General features: G+C 35.5%; 21 protein-coding genes. 11 read left to right on the top strand and 10 right to left on the bottom strand.

Going from position 1 to position 22,256, the window contains the following annotated elements; translation table 11 throughout:
• Positions 1-2: 2 nt before the first annotated feature.
• From radC to EKM02_RS01885, 4 genes are read right to left on the bottom strand one after another with little or no spacing between them, the layout of a single operon-like run.
• A complete protein-coding gene (gene radC, locus EKM02_RS01900) occupies positions 3-698 on the bottom strand; it encodes a RadC family protein (protein WP_126451795.1) in 696 nt (231 codons plus the stop codon).
• An 11-nt stretch (positions 699-709) separates the two neighbouring features.
• Positions 710-1,168 (bottom strand): GNAT family N-acetyltransferase, encoded by a 459-nt coding sequence (locus EKM02_RS01895; protein WP_126451794.1) that lies wholly within the window; start codon positions 1,166-1,168, stop codon positions 710-712.
• An 8-nt stretch (positions 1,169-1,176) separates the two neighbouring features.
• Positions 1,177-2,532, bottom strand: coding sequence for a UDP-N-acetylmuramate--L-alanine ligase (locus EKM02_RS01890; protein WP_126451793.1), 1,356 nt, complete (start codon positions 2,530-2,532; stop codon positions 1,177-1,179).
• Between the two features lie 38 nt (positions 2,533-2,570).
• On the bottom strand, positions 2,571-3,269 hold the full coding sequence (locus EKM02_RS01885; RefSeq protein ID WP_126451792.1) for a tetratricopeptide repeat protein: 699 nt from the start codon (positions 3,267-3,269) through the stop codon (positions 2,571-2,573).
• 142 nt (positions 3,270-3,411) lie between these two features.
• Here EKM02_RS01885 and EKM02_RS01880 point away from each other — a divergent pair, with 142 nt between their 5' ends.
• Both EKM02_RS01880 and EKM02_RS01875 read left to right on the top strand, forming a co-directional pair.
• Positions 3,412-4,227, top strand: coding sequence for a UDP-2,3-diacylglucosamine diphosphatase (locus tag EKM02_RS01880; protein WP_126451791.1), 816 nt, complete (start codon positions 3,412-3,414; stop codon positions 4,225-4,227).
• Positions 4,228-4,307: 80 nt separating this feature from the next.
• Positions 4,308-5,300, top strand: a complete 993-nt coding sequence (locus tag EKM02_RS01875) for a glycosyltransferase family protein (protein ID WP_126451790.1) — start codon at positions 4,308-4,310, stop codon at positions 5,298-5,300.
• A gap of 65 nt (positions 5,301-5,365) precedes the next feature.
• Here the strand turns inward: EKM02_RS01875 and obgE are convergent, their stop codons facing one another.
• The 4 genes from obgE to hpt form a co-directional block, all read right to left on the bottom strand.
• Complete coding sequence (gene obgE / locus EKM02_RS01870; protein WP_126451789.1) at positions 5,366-6,367, bottom strand: GTPase ObgE; 1,002 nt, start codon at positions 6,365-6,367, stop codon at positions 5,366-5,368.
• Positions 6,368-6,449: 82 nt separating this feature from the next.
• Positions 6,450-7,724 carry a hemolysin family protein gene (locus EKM02_RS01865; RefSeq protein WP_126451788.1) on the bottom strand — a complete coding sequence of 425 codons (1,275 nt, stop codon included), beginning with the start codon at positions 7,722-7,724 and terminating at the stop codon, positions 6,450-6,452.
• A 163-nt stretch (positions 7,725-7,887) separates the two neighbouring features.
• Positions 7,888-8,460, bottom strand: a complete 573-nt coding sequence (locus tag EKM02_RS01860) for an adenylate kinase (RefSeq protein WP_126451787.1) — start codon at positions 8,458-8,460, stop codon at positions 7,888-7,890.
• A gap of 13 nt (positions 8,461-8,473) precedes the next feature.
• Positions 8,474-9,004, bottom strand: coding sequence for a hypoxanthine phosphoribosyltransferase (hpt, locus tag EKM02_RS01855; protein WP_126451786.1), 531 nt, complete (start codon positions 9,002-9,004; stop codon positions 8,474-8,476).
• A 216-nt stretch (positions 9,005-9,220) separates the two neighbouring features.
• Between hpt and EKM02_RS01850 the strand changes: the two genes are divergently transcribed.
• Both EKM02_RS01850 and purE read left to right on the top strand, forming a co-directional pair.
• On the top strand, positions 9,221-10,372 hold the full coding sequence (locus EKM02_RS01850; RefSeq protein WP_126451785.1) for a 5-(carboxyamino)imidazole ribonucleotide synthase: 1,152 nt from the start codon (positions 9,221-9,223) through the stop codon (positions 10,370-10,372).
• A gap of 107 nt (positions 10,373-10,479) precedes the next feature.
• The gene (gene purE, locus EKM02_RS01845) at positions 10,480-10,962 is read left to right on the top strand and encodes a 5-(carboxyamino)imidazole ribonucleotide mutase (RefSeq protein WP_126451784.1); all 483 of its coding nucleotides are present in this window, start codon (positions 10,480-10,482) and stop codon (positions 10,960-10,962) included.
• Between the two features lie 51 nt (positions 10,963-11,013).
• On the opposite strand, the gene EKM02_RS01840 is transcribed toward purE, so the two are convergent.
• Positions 11,014-11,685, bottom strand: coding sequence for a hypothetical protein (locus EKM02_RS01840; protein ID WP_126451783.1), 672 nt, complete (start codon positions 11,683-11,685; stop codon positions 11,014-11,016).
• Between the two features lie 225 nt (positions 11,686-11,910).
• Between EKM02_RS01840 and EKM02_RS01835 the strand changes: the two genes are divergently transcribed.
• The 3 genes from EKM02_RS01835 to EKM02_RS01825 all read left to right on the top strand — a co-directional run bounded on the left by EKM02_RS01835 (position 11,911) and on the right by EKM02_RS01825 (position 15,194).
• Positions 11,911-13,938 carry a M3 family metallopeptidase gene (locus tag EKM02_RS01835; protein WP_126451782.1) on the top strand — a complete coding sequence of 676 codons (2,028 nt, stop codon included), beginning with the start codon at positions 11,911-11,913 and terminating at the stop codon, positions 13,936-13,938.
• Between the two features lie 87 nt (positions 13,939-14,025).
• Positions 14,026-14,739: a YqjF family protein gene (locus tag EKM02_RS01830; RefSeq protein WP_126451781.1), complete on the top strand. Its 714-nt coding sequence runs from the start codon at positions 14,026-14,028 to the stop codon at positions 14,737-14,739.
• Entirely contained in the window at positions 14,739-15,194 is a 456-nt protein-coding gene (locus EKM02_RS01825) for an SRPBCC family protein (protein ID WP_126451780.1), read from the top strand. Before EKM02_RS01830 ends, EKM02_RS01825 begins: the two co-directional genes overlap by 1 nt.
• Before the next feature lie 137 nt (positions 15,195-15,331).
• Here EKM02_RS01825 and EKM02_RS01820 read toward each other — a convergent pair whose 3' ends face one another.
• A complete protein-coding gene (locus EKM02_RS01820; protein ID WP_126451779.1) occupies positions 15,332-16,144 on the bottom strand; it encodes a hypothetical protein in 813 nt (270 codons plus the stop codon).
• Between the two features lie 147 nt (positions 16,145-16,291).
• On the opposite strand from EKM02_RS01820, the gene gcvP reads away from it, so the two are divergent.
• From gcvP to EKM02_RS01800, 4 genes are all read left to right on the top strand, one after another.
• Positions 16,292-19,141 carry an aminomethyl-transferring glycine dehydrogenase gene (gene gcvP, locus EKM02_RS01815; protein WP_126451778.1) on the top strand — a complete coding sequence of 950 codons (2,850 nt, stop codon included), beginning with the start codon at positions 16,292-16,294 and terminating at the stop codon, positions 19,139-19,141.
• Between the two features lie 278 nt (positions 19,142-19,419).
• Positions 19,420-20,478, top strand: a complete 1,059-nt coding sequence (locus EKM02_RS01810; protein WP_126451777.1) for a 3-oxoacyl-ACP synthase III family protein — start codon at positions 19,420-19,422, stop codon at positions 20,476-20,478.
• Between the two features lie 235 nt (positions 20,479-20,713).
• Positions 20,714-21,238 carry a methyltransferase gene (locus tag EKM02_RS01805; RefSeq protein ID WP_126451776.1) on the top strand — a complete coding sequence of 175 codons (525 nt, stop codon included), beginning with the start codon at positions 20,714-20,716 and terminating at the stop codon, positions 21,236-21,238.
• A 90-nt stretch (positions 21,239-21,328) separates the two neighbouring features.
• Positions 21,329-22,177, top strand: a complete 849-nt coding sequence (locus EKM02_RS01800; protein ID WP_126451775.1) for a glycosyltransferase — start codon at positions 21,329-21,331, stop codon at positions 22,175-22,177.
• Positions 22,178-22,256 lie beyond the last annotated feature (79 nt).

The raw sequence follows: 22,256 nt of genomic DNA, 5'->3' as shown, positions 1-22,256 counted from the left end.
TTTTAAAATATCCCTTCATCTGCAAAGCTGAAATAACTGGTTTCAGTTATAATAAGATGATCCAACACTTTTATTTCTAAACTATCACCTGCCAATTTTAATTTTCTTGTAATTTGCTTGTCGGCATCACTAGGAATCAAGGTTCCGGAAGGATGATTGTGACACAAGATCAATGCTGTAGCTCCTATTTCGAGCGCCGTTTTGAAAACGATTCGCACATCGACCAATGTTCCGGTGATTCCGCCTTTACTCAATTGGGATTTCGACAGTACCTTATTGGAGTTATTCATATAAATAATCCAAAATTCTTCGTGTGGTAATTCCCCAATAATAGGCTGCATGATTTCGAAAATGATTTTGCTGGAAGTAATTTTCGTCAATTCCACAACCTCTTCGCCTCTTCTGCGTCTTCCTAATTCTAAAGCAGCAATAATAGAAATGGCCTTTGCCTCTCCTATTCCTTTAAATTGCATGAGCTGAGACAGTGATAATTTTCCTAAGGCATTCAAATTAGTATCTACACTTGCCAAAATCCGTTTACTCAAATCCACCGCTGACTCATTCCTGCTGCCGGAACCTATCAAAATAGCTATCAGTTCCGCATCACTCAAAACACTTTTACCTTTCAGCATTAGTTTTTCACGTGGTTTATCGTCTTCGGACCAATTGGTAATAGGAAAAAAGGAATTTTCAGCCATTCGCTTGTTGTTTAAATTTGTTTGCGCATGCAAATACTATTGTCTAAACCCACATAAGGCTCATAATTATCAACAATTACATATCCTGCTTTTTGATACAAAGCAATGGCTTCCTTTTGCTTGTATAATGTTTCCAAAACAGAAAATGATGATCCAGAATCCTGCGCCCAAAGTTCCAATTCTCGTAAAATAGTTTGAGCCAATCCCATTCCTCGCACCTCAGGAGAAACAAACATACGTTTTATTTCAATTGTATTTTTATCATATTTTTTAAAACAACCGCAAGCAACAGCTTCGTTTTTTAAATATACAACAATAACATTTGGGTTTAATTCCAAAATATTATTACCCCAATAGTCGGTTTTTAATTCGGGATAACGCTCCCATAAACTTTTATCTAAAGCGCTAATAAGAGCCATAAAATCAGGATTTTCGCTTGTAGTCTTAGCAATTCTTATAGAATCTTTCATAGCATTATTTACTTTACCAATTCCTTTACTTCATCAAAATTCAATCCGCCGTAATTACCGGAACTCATCAACAACAAAGCCGAATTTTCAAGGTTTAAATTAAACAAATAATTCGCAAAATCTTTTGGATTGGTATAAATAATTAAATCTTTTCTGTTAAAAGCAGTAGCAATTTGCTCGTGTGTTACTTCCTCCAATTGTTTGATTTTTACGGCATCGGGCGAATAAAAAACTACAGCTGTATCAGCATATTCAAGTGCGCCTTCATATTCTTTCAAGAATTCCGCATTCAAGCTACTATAAGTGTGAAGTTCTAAACAACCCACTAAAGTACGATTTGGATATTGTTCTTTCACCGCCTTAGTCGTTGCTGCCACTTTACTTGGGGAATGTGCAAAATCTTTATAGGCCACTTTTGTTTTACTCTCCGCAATTTTTTCTAATCGCTTTGATGCGCCTTTGAAACTGGCAATCGCTTCATAAAAATCAGCTTCATCAACACCCATATTCTGGCAAATCCATTTGGCACCAGCCAAATTATTTAGATTATGTGCTCCAAAAACTTCAATTGGCATGTCGCCTTCCGGAGTTTCCAGCAGTGTAACACCCTCATTAACAGTATATTTGGGGGTATGATAGGCTAATTTTCGGATTGGATTTGTAGCCGCTTCTGCAACACGTTTTACTTCAGCATCATCTTCATTGTATACTAGAATACCACCATTGGTAATTTTGCCAATAAAAATTCCGAACTGCTCCACGTAATTTTCGTAAGTTGGAAAAACATTAATATGATCCCAAGCAATCCCTGAAATTAGAGCAATATTAGGCTGATACAAATGGAACTTTGGTCTTCTGTCTATCGGCGAGGACAAATATTCATCTCCTTCTAAAACGATAAAGTCATTCTCTTCCGTAAGATGCACCATTGTATCAAATCCTTCCAGTTGAGCGCCAACCATGTAATCTACAGCAATGTCATGGTAGTGCATTACATGTAAAATCATCGAAGTTATAGTTGTTTTTCCATGAGAGCCACCAATAACCACACGTGTTTTATTTTTAGATTGTTCGTACAAAAACTCCGGATACGAATATATTTTGAGTCCTAATTCCTGGGCTTTCAATAATTCAGGATTATCTGCTTTGGCATGCATGCCAAGAATTACAGCTTCAATAGCTGATGTTATTTTTTCAGGAAACCAGCCTAATGCTGGAGGTAAAATGCCTTTTTTGTCTAATCTAGATTTTGACGGTTCAAAAATAGCATCGTCACTTCCTGTAACTTGATATCCTTTATTGTGTAATGCCAGAGCAAGATTGTGCATGGCACTTCCTCCAATAGCTATAAAATGTGTACGCATTTTAATTTATGGTTTTTAAATTCAAGACGAAATAAAAATCAGTCTTGAACTTTATTATTATAGGTTTCTAATATTGATTTTGCTTTTTCAGGCGCGCTCATTTTATTTTTATACAAATCAGCTAATTTTTGATAACTTGTTTTGGAGCCTCCTGCTAGTATTGCTTTTTTATAGTGTAGTTCTGCCACTTTATACCTTTTAAAATATTCCTCAATATGTCCTCTTGACAAATATCCATCAACAGGCGACAACCGTAATAATTCATCGGAATATTTCATAGCCTTAGATTCACTCCCGCCAACAATACCCGGTAACTGAATATATATTTCAATCAAAGCCCAGCGCGCTTGAATGTGTTTGGGATTCAGATTGATGGCTTTTTCGAAGGAGGATTTGACTTCATCAATCATTCCAAGAGCCCTGAATTTATTGGATTCTTTGGCTTTCATTCCTAGAGCTCCTCCGTATTTATAGTGATAATCAGCTTCGGAAGGTTTTAAAATTTTTAGCTTTTTGTAATAAACAATCGCTTTGTCCCAAGATCTATTTTGCCCGGCAATGTCTCCTAAATATTCAATCGTTTTTAAATCCGATGGATTGGACCGCAAAATAGATTCAAAGACCAACTCGGCCTGATCTATTTTATTCGCCTTATATAGTTTTTCTGCTCTTTCAAAATCAGATTGGGACCAAATCATAATAGGGTATAATAAAAAGACTAGTATAAAATGTTTCATTCTTCAAAAATAAGGAAAATTTAAAGTATTAAACAGCTTTTTTAGTCTTAAAAAAAGTTAACAAATCAATATGTAACGTGTAATAATAATACATAAGACACATTACCATAACACAGAGTAATTAATTTCGTCAAAACAAATTATGAAAAGAAAGAAAAAAATTCCTTTAGTCGTATTAAGCGATGTACACTTAGGAACATATGGTTGCCAAGCCAATGAATTACTACAATACTTGAAATCGATTCAGCCAAAAATGCTGGTTTTAAATCGATACATCATTGATATGTGGAGTTTTAGCAAAAGATATTCTCCCGCCTCACACATGAATGTATTGCGACAAATCATAAAAATGTCGAATCAGGGAACTCGAGTTATTTATATTACTGGTAATCATGATGAAGCTTTAAGGAAATATTCCGATTTCATTTTAGGAAATTTTGAATTGGCAGATAAATTAATTCTGGACTTAGACGGAAAAAAACCCTCGATTTTTCACGGGGATGTTTTCGATTCTTCTACGAAAGGCTATGCTAAAATTTTAGCTAAACTTGGCGGAAAAGGCTATGATTTATTGATTTTGATAAATAGTTGTATCAATTGGGTTTTAGTCCTTTTTGGAAAAGAAAAAAGAAGCTATTCTAAAATGATTAAGGAAAGTGTAAAAAAAGCAGTTTCTTTTGTATCAAATTTTGAAACTACGGCCGCAGAAATTGCCATCAAAAAAAAATACATTAATGTAGTTTGCGGACACATTCACAAACCCCAAATGAGGGAAGTCGAAAACGAATTTGGAAAAGTTATGTATTTAAACAGTGGTGACTGGGTAGAAAACCTTATAGCATTAGAATACAAAAAAGAAAAATGGAGCATTTACCAGTATAAAAAAACGGACTATATAGACCATGAGAAAAAAGAAGATGCAATTATAAATGACATTGTAACCAAAATTTTATCTTAATAACTCTGAGGAAAAATCATCTTATCCTAATAAATCCATATTTAAAAGAAATCAGTTATAATCCAATCTAAATAACAAACATGAAAATATTTTATGCAATTCAAGCAACTGGCAACGGTCATATCAGTAGAGCTATGCAACTTTATCCTTATTTACAAAAATTTGGCACTGTAGACTTCTTCATGAGTGGAAATAATGCTAGCCTAAAAATTGATTTACCGGTAAAATACAAAAGCGACGGTTGCAGCTTGCACTACAGTAAATGTGGTGGCTTGAACTACTGGAATATTGCAAAAAACATTAGACCAATACAGATGTTCAAAGACGCAAGCTCGCTGCCTTTAAAAAATTATGATGTTGTAATAAATGATTTTGATTCAATTACTTCTCTTGCTTGTAAATTACAGAAAGTACATTCGGTACAATTTGGACATCAAGCTAGTTTTGCGTCAAAACTAACACCAAGACCAGAAAAAAAAAGCCTTATGGGAGAAATAATTCTAAAACATTATGCCCCTTCTCCACAATATATTGGATTACATTTTGAGAAATACGATTCTTTCATTCTCCCTCCAATTATTAAAGATGAAATCATACAAGCCGAACCAAAAGACTTAAAACACATAACGGTTTATTTACCGTCTTTCCAAAAAGATTGTTTAGAAAAAGCGTTTAATAAACGCTCCGAAATTAATTTTCACTGGTTTTTAAATGATGTAAAACTCAAACATACCATTGGCAACATCACGTATTATCCTGTAAATCAAAAACAGTTCAATCAAAGCTTAATCAACTGTCATGGTGTCATAACCGGTGGTGGATTTGAGACACCCGCAGAAGCATTGTATCTTAGAAAAAAAATACTCACCATTCCTATACGAAATCATTATGAGCAGGAGTGTAATGCTGCAGCACTAAAAAAAATGGGGGTTCCAGTAGTTTATGAAGCAGGTGATAATTTTGATTTAATTATAGAAAACTGGCTTCATAAGGATACTCCTATACCTAATATACTAGCTAATACAGTCCCTGACACATTACAGTTCTTATTTGACACCTACAACAGTAACTAATTCTTAAATTATGACAACAAAAAAGGTGTCTTTTTAGAACACCTTTTTTGTGAAATTTATGAAAATTAGTCGTTCAACATTTTCCACAACTTGTCTTTTAATTCTGTCAAACCTTGTTGAGCCACAGAAGAAATAAACATATAAGGAACATCTTTGAAAGCAACGTCTAACTCTACTTTTAGCTCTGCCTTTAACTCGTCATCAAGCATATCGCATTTAGAAATCACCAGCAAACGCTCTTTGTCAAGCATCTCGGGATTGTATTTTGTCAATTCATTTACCAAAATATCATATTCCGCTTTGATATCCGGAGTATCCACTGGAACTAAGAACAATAAAGTTGAATTCCGTTCAATATGGCGCAAGAAATAATGTCCAAGACCTTTTCCTTCGGCTGCTCCTTCAATAATTCCGGGAATATCTGCAATTACAAAAGATTGAAAATCTCTGTAGGCTACAATTCCAAGATTTGGTTTCAAGGTAGTAAACGGATAATCGGCAATTTTTGGTTTTGCAGAAGTCAACACTGACAATAATGTTGATTTTCCTGCATTAGGAAAACCTACCAAACCTACATCAGCCAGTACTTTTAATTCTAAAATAACATCCATCTCTGCCCCAGGCAGTCCCGGTTGAGAATATCTGGGAGTTTGATTTGTCGAGCTTCTAAAATGCCAGTTACCTAAACCACCTTTCCCACCGCGAGAAAGAATTTGTTTTTCACCCTCATCAGTAATTTCAAATAATATTTCACCCGTTTCTTTATCTTTTACAACAGTACCCAGCGGCACTTCGATGAATTTATCGTCACCATCTGCACCGGTACTCCTGTCGCCACTACCATCTCCACCATTACCGGCTTTAATATGTCGGGCAAACTTTAGGTGAAACAATGTCCAAAGTGCTTTATTCCCTACCAAATATACATGGCCGCCACGACCACCATCACCACCGTCCGGGCCTCCTTTTTCAATAAATTTTTCTCTGTGCAAGTGCGTAGATCCTTTTCCTCCTTTTCCGGATGAAACATATATTTTAACGTAATCTACAAAATTCCCTTCAGTCATTTTTTTTTGTTTAAAAGTTTATCGTTTAAATATTAAAGAGTAGCGGCACACTAACTTTACACATTAAACTTTAAACCAAATTCTAACCCTTTAAGGCTTTCACCATCACTTTATCAATCTTCACGCCATCCATATCGATAACTTCCAACTCAAATTTTTGCCAAATTAATTTCTCTCCTTGTTTGGGTATATGAGATAGTTCTGTCATTATTAATCCGCTTACCGTAGTCACTTCGTAATCATTGATTAACTCATCTAACTCAAAGTACGTCAAAAAATCGTGCAACGAATAATGTCCGTCAACCAGCCATGTTCCATCTTCTCTTTCAATTAACTGAAAATCATCTTTATAAAAATCCGAAGCATCTCCAACCAGCGCTTCCAGAATATCATTCAGTGTAATAACACCCTGAAAAACACCATATTCATCAGATACAAATGCGTAATGTATTCCGGTTTTTTTAAAATTCTCTAACGCTACATACGCCGTGGTTTGCTCCATCAAAAAGGGAGCTTCGGTCATTATATCAGCCAAATTGAAATTTTCGTTCTCAAAATGGGCAAAAATATTTTTTAGGTTAACAACCCCTACAATATCATCATAATTCTCACCGTAAACAGGATAAATAGAATGCAACTCTTTAAGCATAAACTCTCTAACCTGTTCTTTATCCGCATGAAAAGGTAGAAAAACTACTGATTTTCTATGTGTCATCAAAGAATTTATTTTCCGATCACCAATATGAAAAACACGTTCCACAATATCTTGCTCTATTTCCTGAACTTCGCCTCCTTCAGTTCCTTCTTTGATAATCGCTCTAATTTCTTCTTCTGTAACTTTGCCGTCAGCTGTTGGTTTTATTTGTAAAATACTCAACAAAAATTCCGTTGAATGCGTCAACATCCAAATGAATGGAGCCATAATTACCGAAATAATTTTCATGGGTAATGCCACCGTTTTTGCAATGGTTTCCGGATGATTTAAACCAATTCTTTTGGGTAGTAATTCTCCTAAAACCATAGAAAAAAAAGTTAAAACCACTACAACAATCCCAACAGAAACAGAATGGGCATACGGTTTGAGTATCTCAAAATTATTGATGTAAGTTTCGACGTCAAATGTGATTTTATCCCCACTATAAATACCAGTTAGAATCCCTATCAAGGTAATTCCTATTTGTACGGTTGATAAAAATTTGTTTGGAGAATTGGCTAATTCCAATGCAATTTGAGCATTTTTATTCCCTTTTTTTGCAGAAGTTTCTAATCTATTTTTACGTGCCGAAATCAATGCGATTTCTGACATGGAAAAAATTCCATTAAGCAGTATTAGAAAAAATATTATTAGTATTTCCAATTTCTTAGTTGATTCGTTTGTGTATTAAAATGTGATTCCTCCATTTTTTGTTTTGAAATCGGTTGTTTGTAACCTCAATTTTATAGCCCAGATGGCAGTGGAAAGCCCAAAGGTAAAAAAACTATTTTTCTTGAGGACTTGCAAAGTACAGCTGGAACTGCTCCTATAAATGATCAATAACGGTACTTACTCTTTGGGTAATTTCTGCAATGGTACCAATTCCATTTACTGCGTGAAATTTTCCTTGTCCCTGATAATAATCCATTAATGGCGCTGTTTTTTCATTGTATTCCTGGTAGCGATTTCTGATCTTTTCTTCGTCTTGATCGTCAATTCTACCACTTGTTTTTCCTCTTTCTAACAACCGTTGTACCAGGATTTCATCATCGGCTTCGAGTGCAATTGTTGCGGCAACAGTCGAACTAATTGAAACAAGAAAGGCATCTAAATCTTTGGCTTGTGATAGTGTTCTTGGATATCCGTCAAATAAAATTCCGTTTGTGTCTGGATGTTTATTTACCTCATCAATCAACATTTTTGTAGTCAATTCATCCGGTACTAAATCCCCGGCATCCATATAAACTCTTGCTTGTTTGCCTAATTCTGTGTTGTTTTTTAAATTAAAACGAAATACATCTCCCGTGGAAATATGTGTTAATTTGTACTTGTCTTTCAAAAATTCTGCTTGAGTTCCTTTTCCTGCTCCTGGTTTTCCAAATAAAACAATGTTAGTCATAATGTGTTGGTAGTTATTCTTTTAGTTTATATACTTCGGATAAATTTCTTCCTAAACCATCATAATCCAAACCAAAACCTACAATAAATTTATTTGGGATTCGAATCCCAATATAATCTATTTTAATGTCTTTTGTATATGCTTCCGGTTTAAAAAAGAGTGTCGCTATTTTGAAATGTTTTACATTTTGTTTTTTGAATAATTCTTTGAGTTCCACCAAAGTGTTTCCAGTATCAACAATATCCTCAATGATAACAACGCTGCGTCCAGTCAAATCCTGATTTAATCCTATTAATTGTTTTACCTCATTTGTGGTAGAAGTTCCTTCATAAGAAGCCATTTTTATAAAAGAAACTTCACATGGTTTTTTATACTGTTTCATAAAATCAGAAACGACCATAAAAGCACCATTCAATACTCCAACAAATACTGGTATTTCATCTATAAAATCGTCTTCCACTTGTTGCACCATTTTAGTGATGGCAAAATCAATTTCTTTAGCAGAAATAAACGGAACAAATTGTTTGTCGTGAAGTTGTATCATTATTTTCATTTTTAAAATAATGTGCAAAGATACAGAATTCGGATTTGGGAATTGATAAATGGGAATTAATTTGTAATTTTAAGTAAATTACAAATTAAAGGGCTTCAAAATGGATTGAAAGCTATAAAAGCTACAATAAAAATTCCCAAGAAAATAAAATTGTGTTTTCGGATTCCATCATTATAAAGTATCTTTGCTTCAACATACAATTACACCATGAATTATTTTTCTTCTGATTTCAAATTAGGAATTCTCGGTGGCGGACAACTGGGCAAAATGCTATTGTTTGACACTCGAAAGTTCGACATACAAACCTATGTTTTGGATCCAAGTGATGATGCGCCTTGCAAAATAGCTTGTGACCAATTCTTCAAAGGGGATTTAATGGATTTTGAAACCGTGTATAACTTTGGTAAAAAAGTAAGTGTTTTGACTTTCGAAATCGAATTAGTCAATCTGGAAGCTTTGGTAAAACTAGAAGAAGAAGGGTTAAAGGTCTTTCCTTCGCCAAAAACGTTGAAACTCATTCAAAACAAAGGAATTCAGAAAGATTTTTACATTCAACATGCCATCCCAACCGCAAATTACAAACGATTTCACAATTTAAAAAGTCTCGTTGTTGATATTCTGGATTCGAAAACAAAACTGCCGTTTGTATGGAAATGTACGGAATTTGGTTATGATGGAAATGGCGTAAAAGTAATTCGACACATTTCGGATTTGGATAATTTAGCCAATGTAGAATGTATTGCCGAAGAAATGATTCCGTTCAAAAAAGAATTAGCTGTCATCGTTTGTCGCAATCCTTCCGGTGAAATAAAAACGTATCCTGTGGTAGAAATGGAATTTCATCCCCAAGCCAACCAAGTAGAATATGTGATTTGTCCTGCCCGGATTGATGATAGAGTTGCCGAAAAAGCAAGAACCATAGCATTGAATGTTTCTAAAAAATTCAATCATGTAGGACTATTAGCCGTAGAAATGTTTCAAACCGAAGACGATAAAATCCTTGTGAACGAAGTGGCTCCACGCCCGCACAATTCAGGTCATTACTCGATTGAAGCCAGTTATACCTCGCAATTTGAAAATCATTTGCGTGCCATTCTAGATTTGCCTTTAGGGAATACCGACAGTAAAGTAGCCGGAATCATGGTAAATCTAGTGGGCGAAGAAGGTTTTTCAGGAGATGTAGTCTACGAAAACATCGAAAAAATACTGGGTTGGGATGGTGTTACACCACATATTTACGGAAAAAAACAAACGCGTCCTTTTAGAAAAATGGGACACGTAACCATCGTTAATGAAGACATCAACGAAGCCCGAAGAATTGCTGAAGAGGTAAAGAATACGATTAGAGTGATAAGTTAATTAAAAGATTGAAAAAATTAAAGATTGAAAAATTCAAAACATTAATTAAATTGAATTTCTCAAAAATCTTTAAATGCTTAAATCTTTAAATCTTTAAATAAGAAACAATGAAAGTAGCCGTAATAATGGGAAGCATCTCAGATATGCCGATCATGCAAGAAGCCATAGATATCTTAAAAGCATTTGAAATCGAAATTGAAGTCGATATCGTTTCGGCACACCGAACGCCTGAAAAATTATTTGATTTTAGCATGAACGCACACACCCGTGGCATATCAGTTGTTATTGCCGGTGCTGGCGGTGCGGCACATTTACCCGGAATGGTCGCTTCAATGTCGCCACTTCCCGTAATTGGCGTTCCTATAAAATCCAGTAATTCAATCGATGGCTGGGACAGCGTTTTATCCATTCTGCAAATGCCAGGTGGCGTTCCCGTAGCAACCGTAGCCTTAAATGGCGCCAAGAACGCAGGTATTCTTGCCGCCCAAATCATAGGAAGTCACAACGAGGGTGTACTGGAGAAAATAATTAAGTACAAAACCGGATTGAAAGAAGCCGTTAATATCGCTTCCCAAATCCTCCAAAAATAAAAAAAAGCTCCATGACGGAGCTTTTTTTATGAATTCAGATAGTGAAATAATTTATTCTGCATCAACAACAATTTCAAGAATTCCTTCAAATTCTGATGCAATAATATCCTCCCTACTCAACCAGTATTCAGAAGTTGTAATCGTATAATTCAAATTATCTGCGGTCTTAACGTCCCATAAAATATCTTCTGCTTCCTGAAAAGGCGCGTTTTCAGTCATTGGCAAATCGAACAATCTTTTGATCAAATTACTGCCAGACAAACCGTTGTTTAATAGTTTTAGAATATTTTCTTTAGTCAGTACGTTATCATTTTCTCCTTCGGCCGGGACCAAACCGCATTCAACAATTGTCGCTTTTGCATTAGGAAAAGTACCGTTGTAAGCTTTGAAAAGCAATTGATTGATATGAAACAATGTTGAATGCAATCCAATTTCAGGATATTCTTCACATACTTTATCTAAAAGCATATCGTTTGAAATTTGCTGAATTTGACCTTCATTTAAATCTTCTGATAATTTGTATTCCAATAGTATTGCAGCGGCATCTTTTGGTTCGAAATCACTTATCGCCATAAACAATAATTCTCTTAAACTTGCGGCATCCCCATCATCAGCATCCGGATAATCGAATTTTTCTAAGAGTTTAATATAGTCTTTATTTGTCCAATATTCTTCAATTTCATCTACGGTATTGACTCTATTTATTGTAATTTGATAATTCATCTTTTTCTTTTGTTTGTTATATTTCTTTGATTTATTATTCTAAAACCAATCTTATTTTGACAATTTAAGGCTTTATTGTTTCCAAAAGAAATAAATAACATTTAAATAACACTTTTGAATCCGCTATTTTGACCCAAATCAATTCCTTCGATAACCCCATTTTTTTTATTAAATCCGTACCTTTGATTTCTTTAAACATCAAATTATTTTTATTACAAAATACAAATGAGCATCCTAACGCACCCTTTCAATACAAAGTACAATACTGCCCCTTTTTCGAAAATTAAAAACCAAGATTTTCTTCCTGCTTTTCAAAAAGGGATCGAATTGGCTAAAGCCGAAATCGATGCAATTATACAAAATCCGATAAAACCCACTTTCGAAAACACGATTGAAGCATTAGCATTCAGCGGCGACGTTTTGGACCGAATCTCAAGCATCTTTTTCAACTTGAATTCAGCCGAAACCAATGACGAAATTCAAAAAATCGCGCAGGAAGTTTCGCCTCTGCTCTCTGAGTTTGGCAACGATGTGCGTCTTAATCCGGATTTATTCGCACGAGTAAAAACAGTGTATGAGCAACGAGAAAAACTAAATCTCAATCCGGAGCAAACCACGCTTTTAGACAAAAAATACAAAAGCTTTTCCAGAAATGGAGCGAATTTACCGGAAGATAAAAAGAATCAATTGCGAGAAATTGATAAAGAATTATCGAAATTGAGTTTGCAGTTTGGCGAAAATGTTTTGGCCGAAACACAGGCCTATCAACTGCATATTACTAACAAAACAGATTTAGCCGGTTTGCCAGACGGAACTATCGAAGCTGCTCGTTCATTGGCTAAAAGCCAAGAAAAAGAAGGATGGATTTTCACATTGGACTATCCCAGTTATGTTCCGTTTGTAACCTATGCCAACAATCGGGAATTACGCATGGAAATGGCAATCGCTTTCGGTGCCAAAGGTTTTCAAAACAACGAATTTGACAATCAGGAAATTGTACTGAAAATTGCCATATTGCGTTTTGACAGAGCTCAAGTTTTAGGTTATGCTACTCATGCTCATTTTGTATTGGAAGAGCGCATGGCCGAAAGTCCGGAGAAAGTAAAAACCTTCTCGAATGATTTATTAGAAAAAGCCAAACCGGCAGCCTTGAAAGAATTTGCACAATTGACCGCTTTTGCAAAAGAGTTACACGGAATCGAGCAACTTCAAAAATGGGATGGTGCGTATTATTCGGAGAAATTGAAGCAACAATTATTCAATTTGGATGATGAAATTTTAAAACCGTATTTTCAATTAGAAAAAGTTCTAGACGGTGCTTTTGCAGTAGCACAAAAATTATACGGAATTACTTTTGAAGAAGTTTACGAAGTAGATAAATACCATGAAGAAGTAAAAACATACGCAGTAAAAGATGAAAACGGTCAATTAGTTGCGGTGTTTTATGCTGATTTCTTTCCAAGAAAAGGCAAACGAAACGGAGCTTGGATGACTTCTTTTAAATCGCAATATGTTAAAAAAGAAATTAACGAAAGACCGCATATTTCTATTGTTTGTAATTTCACGAAACCTACCGAAACAAAACCATCCTTATTAACTTTTAACGAGGTAACCACCTTATTTCATGAATTTGGTCACGCATTACACGGCATGTTGGCCAACACGACATATCCAAGTTTGTCCGGTACTTCAGTATATTGGGATTTCGTGGAATTACCAAGTCAGATTCTGGAAAACTGGTGTTACGAACCGGAGGCCTTGGCGTTGTTTGCCTATCATTATGAAACCGGCGAAATGATTCCGATGGAATTAGTCCATAAAATTAAGGAAAGTGCCAGTTTCCAGGAAGGAATGGCAACAATGCGTCAATTGAGTTTTGGGTTATTAGATATGGGCTGGCATGCACAAGATTCTTCTAATATTGAGGATATCAAAGCTTTTGAAACCGAGCAATTTGCAGCTACACAATTATATCCTGATACAAAAGAAAACGCGATGAGTACTTCATTCTCTCATATTTTTCAAGGCGGGTATTCCTCGGGTTATTACAGTTATAAATGGGCCGAAGTTTTGGATGCTGATGCTTTTGAATATTTTCAAGAAAAAGGTATTTTCAATAAAGAAGTGGCAACTAAATTCAAGGAAAACGTCCTTTCTAAAGGAGGAACAGAACACCCTATGATTTTATACAAACGCTTTAGAGGACAGGAACCAAAACCGGAAGCTTTGTTACGAAGAGCAGGATTGGTTTAGAAAAAACTTATTGAAAATCTGAAGTAACAGGCTTCGGGTTTTTTAATAGCATTTCACACACCTAAAAAAATTAAAACCAACAAAAAAATGAGTTTCTTAAAAGCCGAGTGGAATAATTTAGCCCTGATTAATTATGTGGTCAATCCGGAAATTCTAGAGAAATATGTCCCAAAAGGAACAGAAATCGATTTATGGAACGGCAAATGTTATGTTAGTTTTATTGGATTCTTGTTTGAAAACGTGCGCGTTTTAGGAATAAAAATCCCATTTCATTCTGATTTTGAAGAGGTCAATCTTCGTTTTTACGTAAAGCGTTTTGAAAATGGTGTATGGAAAAGAGGTGCTGTTTTTATCAGCGAAATTGTCCCTAAACTTGCCATTTCATTTGTCGCTAATACGTTTTACAATGAGCATTACCGCACGTTACCCATGAAACATACCTTGAAAGTAAATGAAAACTCCAGAGAATTTATTTACCAATGGAAAGTAAAAAACAAATGGAATACGATTCAGGTAACAACCCAAAAAAATCCCATTGCAATTGCACCGGATTCCGAAGCTGAGTTTATTACGGAGCATTATTTTGGGTATACCAAAATCAACGAAAATCAAACTTTTGAATACCAAGTCACGCATCCCCGATGGCAACAATTTGAAGTAACGAAAAACGAGTCAGTAATTGATTTTGAAGGTGTTTATGGAAAAGAATTTGCTTTTATCGAGGATTTAAAACCTACATCTGTATTTCTGGCCATTGGCTCAAAAATCACTATTGAAGACAAACGAAAAATACAAATGTAATGACCAAAATAAAAATTAGGACCAAAATAAAATCTACCATACAAACTGTTTTTGACATTTCCAGAGACATCGACTTTCACCAAAAATCTGCCAGTACCACAAATGAAACGGCCATTGACGGAGTAACTTCTGGATTAATAAATTACAACGAAACGGTAACTTGGCGCGGGAAACATTTTGGTTTTTATCTGATGCACAAAAGCCGAATAACAGCAATGAATCAGTATGATTATTTTGTGGATGAAATGGAAGAAGGAAAATTCAAATCATTCCGACATGAACATATTTTTTACGAAAAAAACGGGCTTACGGTAATGAAAGACAAAGTATATTATGAGGTTCCCTATGGTGTTTTTGGAGCGCTATTTGATTTTTTGTTTCTAAAAAATCACATGATTAATTTTATTCTCGAAAGAAACAAAGTATTAAAAGCTTTGTCTGAAAATAAACAGTAAAAACCAACACACTACGTACACAAAGACCAAACTACTTCAAAAATTCTCGAAAATTATCTTTAATCAACACTAGAAAAATATCCTATTCACCAAATTAATACTATTATTAGTGAACGTACTCACCAATTAAGTGCTTTTTAAAATAATAAAAGTAACAACCACCAAACTATCGGAATGCTTTCAACACAAAAAGAAGTATAATATTTTGATCGTTTTTCATTGGCAAAAATCAAAAATAATGAAATCATCAGTACTAAAATGAAGTTTACAATCAATTGATCTTTATCTAAATTACTTTTAAAAAACTCCAATAAATAAAATGGAATCAAAAGTAACAGTCCCAATATTTTGGTATGGTTTGCTCCTATTTGTTGGGGTACGGTTTTAAGATGCGGATCGTCATGTGCCATATCAATGATTTCAAAAACAAGCACCAATACAAAAATCAAGATAAAGCGTTGCATGCATTTTAGATAGAAATCTATGGTTATTGGGATGCCCGCATCTAAAATTGGGAGTCCTAGCGTGACACCCACCCAACACAATGCTACGATATAAATTTTGACACCAGCCCAATTTCTTGCATTTTTTTTATTTGGAAAAAAAGGAAGCGTATACAACAAGGTAATACTCAAAAAAACAATAGCGGTAATTTGCGTCACTCGTTCCAGCATAAAGAAATAATAGCTTACAAATAGAAGGGAGCAAAAACTAAACAAAGCAATCCCTTTTAGTTCCTTGCGCATTTTTATCTTTTTGGATCGAGCCAAAGCATCGTATTTCACAAAATTATACCCCACAATAGTTCCAAAAAAAACAAAATTAGCAACTGGTTCACCTACTGGAATGTGGAACATATAGTGCGTCATTCGCACTAAAGCATAACACGATAAACCCACGTGAATACTACTATTTATATAAAAATCGAATATTTGTTTAAAAAACCTCATTAGACAAAATTAATCAAAGTGTTAATAAGAACGGCTTTTAGTTGAAAAATTCACAGAAAATCCGATTAAAAAAGGCAATTAATAGCATATTAATATTTAATTTTACAGCCTTTTAAAACAAGAAACACACAACCTATTTTATATACAATGAAAACAGACGCTTTTGCATTAAGACACATTGGCCCTAGAGAAAATGATTTAGAACACATGTTAAAGACAATTGGGGCAGCAACGCTGGAACAATTGATTCAGGAAACGATTCCAAGTGACATTCGTTTAAAATCTGATTTAGATTTAGAACCTGCAATGACCGAATATGAGTTTGCAAATCACATCCAGAAACTAGGAAATAAAAATAAAGTTTTTCAATCCTACATTGGTTTAGGATACAATGCCGCAATTATTCCTGCAGTGATACAAAGAAATGTATTTGAAAATCCAGGATGGTATACTGCCTATACGCCGTATCAAGCCGAAATTGCGCAAGGCCGTTTAGAAGCCATTTTGAATTTCCAAACGATGGTTATCGAATTAACCGGAATGGAAATTGCAAATGCCTCTTTATTAGATGAAGGAACTGCAGCCGCAGAAGCAATGGCATTGCTTTTTGACGTTCGCTCCCGGGATCAAAAGAAAAATAACACCAATAAATTCTTCGTTTCTGAAGAAATACTACCCCAAACTTTATCCGTTTTACAAACACGTTCCACGCCAATTGGTGTCGAATTAGTACTAGGAAACCATGAAACATTCGATTTTTCATCGGACTATTTTGGAGCAATCCTTCAATATCCGGGAAAATTTGGGCAAGTACATGATTATACTGCCTTTATCGCTAAAGCAGCTGCAAACGAAATAAAAGTAGCTGTTGCCGCTGATATTTTGAGTTTGGCTAAACTGACACCTCCCGGAGAAATAGGCGCTGCTGTTGTTCTTGGAACAACACAACGTTTTGGAATCCCGCTAGGATACGGTGGTCCGCACGCCGCTTATTTTGCAACAAAAGACGAATATAAAAGAAGTATGCCAGGAAGAATCATCGGCGTGACAGTTGATACGGATGGAAACCGCGCCTTGCGTATGGCGTTGCAAACCCGTGAGCAACACATCAAACGGGATAAAGCGACTTCTAACATTTGTACCGCTCAAGTATTATTATCCGTTATGGCCGGAATGTATACCGTGTATCACGGACCAAAAGGATTGCAATATATTGCAAATAAAGTACATGCTTCAGCAGCGACATTGGCTAATGCATTAGAAAAATCTGGTTTCCAGCAAATGAACACTGCTTTCTTTGACACCATTGTCATCAAGGCTGACGCTAAAAAAGTAAAAACAATTGCAGAAGAAAACGAAATTAATTTCTATTACATTGATGATAATACGATTTCAATTTCCTTAAACGAGACGACAAGCATTGCTGATTTGAATAAAATTATTGCTGTTTTCGCTTCTGCAAATGGGACTCCGCTTACACTAATTGAAACGTTATCAAAAACCAATCATTTTCCTGAAAACGTAAACAGAACATCAACGTTTTTACAACACGATGTTTTCAATAAACATCACTCAGAAACAGCTTTGATGCGTTACATCAAAATGTTAGAACGAAAAGATTTAGCGTTGAATCACTCGATGATTTCATTAGGGTCTTGTACCATGAAACTGAATGCCGCTTCAGAGATGTTGCCTTTAAGCATGCCACAATGGAATAACATTCACCCGTTTGCACCGCTTGATCAAGCGCAAGGATATCAGGAAATGTTGGCTAAATTAGAAAACCAATTAAACGTCATTACTGGTTTTGCAGGAACAACATTACAACCTAATTCAGGTGCTCAAGGCGAATATGCCGGATTAATGGTGATTCGTGCGTACCACCAGTCAAGAGGAGATCACCACAGAAACATTGCTTTAATTCCATCATCCGCGCACGGAACGAATCCTGCATCAGCAGCGATGGCAGGAATGAAAGTAGTGGTAACTAAAACATTGGAAAACGGAAATATTGACGTAGAAGATTTACGCGAAAAAGCAGTTTTACACAAAGACAATCTTGCCTGTTTGATGGTAACCTATCCATCGACTCATGGAGTTTTTGAAAGTGCCATTAGAGAAATCACACAATTGATACACAATAACGGAGGCCAAGTATACATGGATGGTGCGAATATGAATGCGCAAGTTGGATTGACAAATCCTGCAACTATTGGCGCTGATGTATGTCACTTGAACCTACATAAAACATTTGCGATTCCTCACGGCGGCGGCGGACCAGGAGTAGGACCTATATGCGTAGCACCACAATTAGTGCCGTTTTTACCTACTAATCCTGTAATTCCAACTGGTGGAGAAAACGCGATAACAGCAATTTCTGCCGCACCTTGGGGTTCCGCATTAGTGTGCTTGATCTCTTACGGCTATATCTGTATGCTAGGTGCCGAAGGATTGAAACAATCTACTCAATATGCCATTTTAAACGCCAACTATATTAAAGAGAAACTAAACGGTCATTATGATACGTTGTATTCTGGAGAAATGGGTCGTGCCGCACACGAGATGATTTTAGAATGCCGTCCTTTCAAACAAAAAGGAATTGAAGTTACTGATATTGCAAAACGCTTGATGGATTACGGTTTCCATGCACCTACGGTTTCTTTCCCAGTGGCAGGAACATTAATGATTGAACCTACAGAAAGTGAAAACCTAGAAGAGTTAGATCGTTTTTGTGATGCCATGATTGCAATCCGTAAAGAAATTGAAAACGCAACATTAGAAGACAAAAACAATGTTTTGAAAAATTCGCCGCACACATTAGCCATGCTAACTACTGATATCTGGAATTTTCCTTACACTCGGGAACAAGCCGCTTTCCCATTAGATTACATTGCAGAGAATAAATTCTGGCCAACCGTACGAAGAGCAGATGATGCCTATGGAGACCGAAACTTAGTTTGTTCCTGCGCACCAATTGAAGCCTATATGGAAAGTTAAACCACCACAAAATGTCTCGAGAAATCGAGACATTTTTTTTGCGCAATAAAATTACCTGACCAGAGAAGCCCCTTGATCAAAAAAAATGAAAAAGATTTTTTTTTAATTTGAAAGAAGTAAGAAATAAAAATCGCATCAAAACATTCCTTTTACAATAAAAAATTCAATATTTTAGCCAATAAATTATTATTTCACAATTATATGCATGCATAGTAAACATTGTGACTTTACTAATTTTTTAATGATTAATTTAGCATAAATTTTGGAAAATTAACGCAATGAAAATAAAAATAGCTGGAATAGGAAGTTATATTCCTGAGAAAAAAATAAGCAATACAGATTTTGGCGAACATGTTTTTTTAAACGAGGATGGAACTGCTTTTGGTTATCCAAACGAAGTAGTCATTAATAAATTTAAGGGCATTACCGGAATTGAACACCGGCGTTATGCAGAGGATCATTTAAACTCCTCTGATCTCGCTTTTTTTGCTGCTCAAAAAGCAATAAAAAATGCTGGAATTGATCCTGAAACAATAGATTACATCATCTTTGCTCATAACTTTGGGGATGTAAAATACGGCACAAGCCAGTCCGATATGCTTCCAAGTTTAGCCACACGTGTCAAACACAAGCTACAAATAAAAAACCCAAAATGTGTTGCATACGACATCCTTTTTGGCTGTCCCGGATGGATCGAAGGCGTACTTCAAGCCAATGCTTACATCAAATCCGGCATGGCAAAACGCTGCTTGGTTATAGGTTCAGAAACGCTTTCCAGAGTAGTCGATGCGCATGACAGGGATTCCATGATCTACTCAGATGGTGCTGGCGCTTCTATCATTGAAGCTTCAGATGATGACACCGGTTTGTTAGCGTATGAAAGTGCCACCTATGCAAATGACGAAGCCAACTATTTATTCTTTGGAAAATCCTACAATCCTGATTTAGATCCGGACATTCGCTACATAAAAATGTACGGACGTAAAATCTATGAATTTGCATTAAATCATGTCCCTGCAGCCATGAAAAGTTGTTTAGACAAAAGCGGACTAGGTATTGATGATGTCAAAAAAATTCTTATCCATCAGGCTAACGAAAAAATGGACGAAGCAATCATACAGCGTTTTTACAAATTATACGACAGAACAGTTCCTAAAGACATCATGCCCATGAGTATCCATGAACTGGGAAACAGCAGTGTTGCTACCGTTCCAACTCTTTTTGACCTGCTCATCCGAGGCAAAATAGAAAATCAGGAAATACACAAAGGAGATGTTATGATTTTTGCCTCGGTTGGAGCAGGAATGAACATCAACGCCTTTATTTACCGATATTAATTCTTTTTAGGAAATTGTAATCAGGAGCTAATCCGGCTGTCCATTACAATTCCTCACTACAAAACTTGTTTTTCTAAGGTGCAATAAAGCTTCTTTTAGTCGCTTTTTGCACCTTGAAAAACTACATTTTGAAGCTCCGGGATTTTCATTGCCATCCGGGCTAAAAAACAATCTTCAAAAACACATTTATTACTATATTTGTGCCTTCGTTCCCCAGCGGACAAATCAAAAAAACATGTACGAAAAAACGTTTCCCAATAAAAGATTTAAACATACTTTAGAATTTCTAAAAAAACATGTCTCCTCCTCAGAGACCATCTTAGACTTAGGCGTTGAAAACCCTTTCTCTAAAATCATGAAATCCGAAGGATTTACAATTACAAACACAACCGGAGAAGACTTAGACAAGGACCAATCCGTATTTTTAAGAGAACAAAAAGAGGTTGTAACCGCTTTCGAAATCTTTGAACATTTACTAAATCCTTTCACTATTTTAAACGAAATAAAATCGGATAAACTTTTTATTTCTATACCATTGCGACTGTGGTTTTCTCCAGCTTACCGCAGTAAAACAGACCCCTGGGATAGGCATTACCATGAATTTGAAGACTGGCAACTCGATTGGCTATTAGAAAAAACAGGCTGGAAAATAATAGACCGGCAAAAATGGACCAATCCCGTTAAAAAATTTGGAATTCGTCCCTTATTAAGAAAGTTTACCAACCGATATTATATTGTTTACGCTGAAAAAATCAAATAGATTAACGATTTCTGATTTCTGATTTCTGATTAACGACTTGCAACAAATCGTTAATCTGAAATTTAAAATCTAAAATCTAAAAATTTTTAAATGAATTATTACATTGTTATTCCGGCCCATAACGAGGAAGCATTTATTGCTTTAACGCTAAATTCTTTGATTTCGCAAACCATTTTGCCCAAAAAAGTAGTCGTAGTCAATGACAATTCTACTGATAAAACGGCCGAAATAGTTATGGCTTTCGCCAAAGAAAATCCGTTTATCACATTGGTCACAAAAACCTCCCAAGCAATTCATTTGCCGGGAAGTAAAGTTATTCAGGCCTTTCACAAAGGTTATGAAACATTAGATGAAAATTATGACGTAATCGTGAAACTGGATGCCGATTTAATTCTGCCCAACAACTATTTTGAAACTATTTTAAACATTTTCAAAAAAGATACAACAATAGGAATGGCAGGCGGATTTGCTTATATCGAAAAAAATGGCACATGGATTCTGGAAAATCTTACTGACAAAGACCATATTCGTGGCGCATTCAAAGCCTATAGAAAAGCATGCTTCGAGCAAATAGGTAATTTAAAACCGGCAATGGGTTGGGACACCGTAGATGAATTACTATGTAAATTTTACGGATGGAAAGTCATTACGGACACTTCATTACTGGTAAAACACCTAAAACCAACTGGCGCTAATTACAATAAAACTGCACGTTACAAACAAGGCGAAGCATTTTATACTTTAGGCTACGGCTTTTTAATCACTTCCATCGCTTCGGCAAAGCTGGCAATAATGAAGAAAAAACCGCTACTATTTGTAGATTACATCGGCGGTTATTGGAAAGCTAAAGCAGCTAAAACTCCATTATTAGTTACAGAAGAACAAGCAAAATTCATTAGAAAATATCGTTTAAAAAAAATGAAGGAAAAGCTTTTTTAGCTTCCAAAATCAAAAACTGCTAAATTGAAAGATATAACTCCTTACAATTTTTGTAATTTAGCCCATATTCGCAAAACTT

It is taken from the genome of Flavobacterium sp. RSP49, from assembly GCF_003968735.1.
Taxonomy (GTDB): Bacteria; Bacteroidota; Bacteroidia; order Flavobacteriales; family Flavobacteriaceae; genus Flavobacterium.
This window is presented reverse-complemented; position numbering and strand designations above follow the sequence as displayed.